Here is a 4,659-nt window from a genome sequence, read left to right as displayed (position 1 = left end):
GAGACATCGATTCCAGCATAATGCTCCACGGCTGTTCCTCTCATGATGCTTGAGGCCGATCGCTCGGACCTCGTTTTCAACACCATCATTCTGAGGGACAGCCACCCAAAATGGCTATTCGAAGCGCCGGCCCATTACGGCATCTAGGGCAGTCGCCTGTGGATCAGACAAATCCGCACGAATGTCGGATTCATCCCGATCGATCCCGACCACCTCGTACCCGTCTTGCCGGCAGCGATCGGCGATCGCGCGCCCTATTCCGGCTGCTGAACCCGTGATGAGAACGCGTTGCTGGCTCGTCATGATTTGACCGGGGGACTATTGGAGTGATGGAAAGGCCCACAACCCGGAGCCGAAACGCGAGCCCTACTCAATAAGAGGCCGCAGGGCTATTACACTTACTATCAACTTAGGCAATCAAGCGCTTCACTGCCGGCCGCTTTGTGGCGGTTCCAGCTATGTTGGAGCCCCGGCGTGCATTTCACGGCCGGGCCGGAGGCGTCGCGAGCGGGCCTCGTCGAACATCTCGTCGCGCTGGGTGACGCGGTCACGAAGGGGCAGCGTGTCGCGCTGCTGCATCCGACTGCAGGAGCACGCGGTGGGTCCGACGTGATCCTCAGTCCGATGCCCGGCTATGCGCTGCGCCAGACGGAGCACGCCTTCGCGACACCCAATCAGTTGATCGGCAAGGTCGGCACGCCGATGCAGAGATAATTCGTGAATTATGGATTGGATGAGGCTCCGCCACGCCTCATGGTCTTAATGACATAATGCGTTCCCGGGGCTTTCAGCCCTCGCCAATCGCGTTGGCTGGCGGCCGAGCGAACGTTCCGTGTCCTCGCCGCTTCGGGCTCGAAGGCGTCAGTGCGACCGGTCCTGAGCGGCGGTAACTCATTGCACGTGTTGGCCTTGCCTTGATCGTTCTGCGGCTGCTGGGGTTGAAACAAGTGCGATGGCGATCGTTGAAAGCGTGAGCTGGGGTTCATTATGTCGATGATGTACACTTAGACTACAGCCGAGCGCGTCGCCGATGCTTCATCGCGAGCGAGCGGGTGCCAACTAAGAGGAGGCCCGTCACAATGAGGGCCGGCGTCGACACGCAAATTGCGAACCGTTCTCGCCTCCCGTTCTGGGCCGGCGTGTTCGTGACAATTGCCTGTCTTGCGATTCTCATCCTTAGCGGCTGGCGAGAATGGTCAGCGCGCGAAGCGGTGCTGGAGAATGCCGAGATAGACATGGCCAATCTCGCCCGCTCGCTTACGCAGCACGCCGAAGATTCGGTGGAGCTCGCCGACGCGACGCTCCTTGGACTTGCCAATCGCCTGGAATCAACTGGCATTGAGTCCGAGGCCCTAGCGGGCCTTCAGAGCTTCCTAAACGATCGTCGAACCACGCTAGGCCGTATCCGCGGCCTCTTTGTTTATGACGAGATCGGCGAGTGGGTCGCGACGACGGAAAGCGTAAACCTCGCCGGGCTGAACAATAGTGACCGCGCCTATTTTCAACATCATCGCGATATCGACGACCGCCAAACTTTCTTAGGCCCCCCTGTGCAAAGCCGATCGGGCGGTCAATGGATCATCACGATATCGCGCCGCTTCAATCACAGGGATGGCAGGTTTGCCGGCGTGGTTGCTGCGACAATCGACGTCGCCTATTTCGCAGAATTTTATAGGAGATTTGATATTGGGCCACGCGGCACCGTCACGTTGCTCAACAAGGACGGAATTCTGCTTGCCCGAAGCGTCGGTGACGGCAGTTTTGTAGGCAGGGATCTGTCGACGACCCGTCTTATTCGCGAACAGATCCCTCGCGCTTCATCGGGAACATACTACTTCCGCTCACCCTTGGACGGATTGCAGCGGTTGAGCTTCTACAAAGTGAGTGATCGCTTCCCGTTCGTCTTGCTCGCGACACAAGCGGAGCACGACGTGCTTGCGCGCTGGCGCCAGGGTGTGATCACACGTGTAGCCTTCGTCGTTGGGCTCGCCCTGTTCATTGCTCTTGTCGGTATCCATCTCGTCCGGCAGCTCGTCGCACGTCAGCGTCTTGCCGCTGCAATCGCGGCAAAGGAGGCTGACTTTCGGCTCCTGGCTGAAGAGTCCAGCGACCTGGTGACCCGTATCGATTTCGACGAACGCATTCTTTATGCGTCTCCAGCCTCAGCGCGCGTTTTGGGTTGGGCCCCCGCGCAACTTGTCGGAACCTCGGCTTTGGCGGGCGTCAATCACGAGGACCGACCACGAGTCGAGCAAACGATTGAAGCGCTGAAGCGAGGTGAGATGGACGAAGCGCGAATGCTCTATCGCATTCGCCATCGCGAGAAGTCCGAGATCTGGGTCGAGACGACAATGCGCCCAACCAGGAATTCGGACACTGGTCTTATCAATGGTTTCGTTGCTCTCTCCCGCGATATGACGCAACACAAAGACCTTGAGGCGAAGCTCGCCGTTCTGGCCGCCTCCGACGGGCTCACAGGCCTTGGCAACCGTCGCTGCTTCGACGAACGTCTAGAGCAGGAATGGGCGAGAGCGCGCAGGGAAGGCACTCCTATTTCCCTGCTGATGATCGATATCGACCACTTCAAGATGTTCAACGACCAGTTCGGACATCAAGCGGGAGATAGCTGCCTGCGGACGATCGCTAGCGTACTGGCTAACCAGGCTCTGAGGTCGGCCGATCTTGCCGCCCGTTATGGCGGAGAAGAGTTCGCTCTTCTTCTCCCGAATACGGATTCCGACGGGTGCGAGCAGGTCGGGACCAGGGTTCTAGAGGCGCTCCACGAAATCCAGATTGAAGACGGTAGTGTCGCCGCATGGCGCACAACGGCAAGTATTGGCGGCGCTACGATCTGGCCCAATGCCGCGACCACGACCAACCATGCTTCATTGGTGGAAGCAGCCGATCGAGCACTATACGCGGCTAAGAATGGCGGTCGCGATCGCCTGATGATGGCAGGAAAAGTGATCCGCTGGCCCGGGGCCAAAACTGCATAACGCATTTTGAAGCACCGGTTGTCGGACGCCAGCGATTAAGCGCGCTCCGCCGAGCCCATGCCTATGGCCAGCCGTGCCGCTCCGTCTTGGCCGATACCGTTCGGTGAGACTACTGCGACCTATACTAAGGAGGGGGCGCGATCCGAGACGTTTGCCGCTATTCCAAGATGTGAACAGCGAGCAGCATTATGTTCTCCGCTTTTAGCGGATCCGAAATGGTGGGATTGCTCCTCGGAGCGGCTCCATCACAGGTTTTCGTCGTCGGCTTTCTTTGGCGATTCTCACTGCGCATTCCATCGCGCAGACCCGCGGAGGCACAACGCAGGGGAGCCTGGCATGCGTCAAGAACGACCAGACCGCAGGCGAAACCGGGCCCCAGCCTACCCAAGTCGCCGCTCCGTAATGTTGAGTTCGGAGGCGGACTATATTCGCGCCTGTGCCCGAGCTTGCGACCTCCATGCTGCTGCTCGTCATCCGATGGCTGAGGTCGAACTCGAGAATTTGGCTCTCGCCATTCTGACATGGGAAGCCAGAGGTGGCGGGCCAAACGGAACCTGAGCAGCGGCCCGCCCGACCACGCCTAGCCGACAAACGCCAGCGCCACTTCGTGAAGCGAGGGGCGGTCACGGATCCTGTCCGAACTCAGCCGCGTTGGCTGCGCGGCCGCATCCTCTATCTCGCCGTACCCCCCACAGCCAATATTCGGCATGGGTAGGCAAGACCACCCGAGGCCACCTAAGCAACTGAATTGAACAGGCTTTTTGATGCCTCCGAAAAATTCGGTGACGGGCGGAAGGCATCGTTCGGCAACTCCCAGCACTGCCATCTGAACAAGCCCAACGGCCAGGCCATCATCACGCCACGCATGGGACCGCCATTCGTCGAGGCGCTCGCGGTCAAGAAATTGCACGGGGTCGGACCGGCCACCGCAGCCAAGATGGAGCGGCTCGACATTTTGACAGGCGCCGACCTCAGGGCGAAGCCACTCGCCTTCCTGCAGGAGCATTTCGGGAAGTCCGGCGCCTGGTATTACAGGATCTCGCGCGGGATCGATGAGCGCCCGGTCCAGCCCGACCGGCAGCGGAAATCGGTCGGCGCCGAGGATACCTTCGCGGTCGATATCTTCGACCTCGAGGCGGCGCACTCCGAGGTCACACCGTTGGTCGCAAAGGTCTGGCGCCATTGCGTAGCGAAGGGGCTGCACGGGCGAACCGTGACCTTGAAGGTGAAGTACGCCGGTTTTCAGCAGATCACGCGCAGCCGCACAGTCGGCCTGCCGCCGGGATCAGCATCGGAGGTGGAGAGCATCGCGTGCGGCCTCCTCGATCCACTATTCCCGACCCAAAAAGGCATCCGGTTGATAGGCGTCACGTTGTCGTCCTTTGAAGGCGAACAGCACGAGGACCCGGACCAGCTCAGTCTCATGATCTAGCAGGCTGTTGAAAAAGTCTGTAGCGGGTCGGCGTTTGGCGTGATTCACTCGGCTTGAGGAGTTGGCTGGGGGCATTTGATGCGCGGGTCGGATGAGCGCTCTGGATCGCTGTTTTCCTATGTGGATCTGGAGGCACGGGTCGGAATGGGCCATCCGTTGCGGCCGATCCGGGAGATCGCCAATGCAGCCTTGGCGGAGTTGACGGGGGATTTTAGCGCGCTCTATGCGCAG

At 59.9% G+C, this 4,659-nt stretch carries 4 protein-coding genes and 1 pseudogene; 4 read left to right on the top strand and 1 reads right to left on the bottom strand.

Features of this window, described 5'->3' with window-relative positions:
• Positions 1-114: 114 nt before the first annotated feature.
• A complete protein-coding gene (locus AC1D34_RS34255) occupies positions 115-303 on the bottom strand; it encodes an SDR family NAD(P)-dependent oxidoreductase (protein WP_441508546.1) in 189 nt (62 codons plus the stop codon).
• 171 nt (positions 304-474) lie between these two features.
• On the opposite strand from AC1D34_RS34255, the gene AC1D34_RS34250 reads away from it, so the two are divergent.
• The 4 genes and pseudogenes from AC1D34_RS34250 to AC1D34_RS34235 all read left to right on the top strand — a co-directional run.
• Positions 475-714 (top strand): hypothetical protein, encoded by a 240-nt coding sequence (locus AC1D34_RS34250; RefSeq protein ID WP_476826644.1) that lies wholly within the window; start codon positions 475-477, stop codon positions 712-714.
• Positions 715-1,079: 365 nt separating this feature from the next.
• Positions 1,080-2,996 (top strand): diguanylate cyclase, encoded by a 1,917-nt coding sequence (locus tag AC1D34_RS34245; RefSeq protein ID WP_476770669.1) that lies wholly within the window; start codon positions 1,080-1,082, stop codon positions 2,994-2,996.
• 865 nt (positions 2,997-3,861) lie between these two features.
• The gene (locus AC1D34_RS34240) at positions 3,862-4,428 is read left to right on the top strand and encodes a DinB/UmuC family translesion DNA polymerase (protein ID WP_476826645.1); all 567 of its coding nucleotides are present in this window, start codon (positions 3,862-3,864) and stop codon (positions 4,426-4,428) included.
• 78 nt (positions 4,429-4,506) lie between these two features.
• A pseudogene (locus AC1D34_RS34235) lies at positions 4,507-4,659 on the top strand (IS5/IS1182 family transposase); the annotation flags it as partial.

The sequence above is a fragment of the Allobosea sp. P1_A7 genome, from assembly GCF_056406775.1.
This window is presented reverse-complemented; position numbering and strand designations above follow the sequence as displayed.

Coding starts and splice junctions, on each gene's coding strand:
- AC1D34_RS34255 (WP_441508546.1), bottom strand. CDS start 303: ATGACGAGCCAGCAACGCGTTCTCATCACGGGTTCAGCAGCCGGAATA.
- AC1D34_RS34245 (WP_476770669.1), top strand. CDS start 1,080: ATGAGGGCCGGCGTCGACACGCAAATTGCGAACCGTTCTCGCCTCCCG.
- AC1D34_RS34240 (WP_476826645.1), top strand. CDS start 3,862: ATGGGACCGCCATTCGTCGAGGCGCTCGCGGTCAAGAAATTGCACGGG.